At 65.2% G+C, this 865-nt stretch carries 1 protein-coding gene; it reads left to right on the forward strand.

Annotation, left to right across the window (positions count from 1 at the left end):
• The coding region (locus tag ACX28W_RS43970) for an alpha-amylase family protein (protein WP_459005702.1) at nt 1–726 on the forward strand (726 nt) is incomplete at its 5' end.
• Nucleotides 727–865 lie beyond the last annotated feature (139 nt).

Here is an 865-nt window from a genome sequence, read left to right on the forward strand (position 1 = left end):
TTCCAGCAGTCGTACACGTACTTCACCTGGCGCAACACCAAGGACGAGCTGACCGAGTACCTCACCGAGCTGTCGGGGGAGGCCGCCGCGTACATGCGGCCCAACTTCTTCGTCAACACCCCGGACATCCTGCACGAGTTCCTTCAGCACGGCGGGCGTCCGGCCTTCGAACTGCGGGCGGTACTCGCCGCGACGCTGTCACCGACGTGGGGCGTCTACAGCGGTTTCGAGCTCTGCGAGAACACCCCGCTGCGCAAGGGCAGCGAAGAATACCTCAACTCCGAGAAGTACCAACTGCGTCCGCGTGACTGGGAGTCGGCGGAGTGTGACGGTCGTAGCATCGCGCCATTGATGGGTGAGCTCAACGCGATCAGGCGGCGCAGTCCGGCGCTGCGGCAGTTGCGCGACCTCCACTTCCACCACACGGACAAGGAGGCGGTGATCGCCTACTCGAAGTCCGCCTCGGACGCACGCGGTTCGAACACGGTTGTGGTGGTGGTCAACCTCGACCCCCACCACACCCAGGAGGCCACGGTCTCGTTGGACATGCCACAACTCGGCCTGGACTGGCACGAGTCCGTGCCGGTGCGCGACGAGCTCACCGGCGAGACCTACTACTGGGGCAGGACCAATTATGTGCGCCTCGAGCCAGGGCGTAGGCCCGCGCACATTCTCACCGTCCTGCGACCGTCCTCACCGCAGATCGGAGGGTCACCCACCACATGATCGTCAACGAGCCCGTCCCGGACACGTTCGAGGACACCCCGGCCAGGGACCGCGACCCCGATTGGTTCAAACGCGCCGTCTTCTACGAGGTCCTGGTCCGCTCCTTCCAGGACAGCAACGGCGACGGCATCGGCGACCT

It is taken from the genome of Streptomyces sp. SD15 (assembly GCF_054462255.1).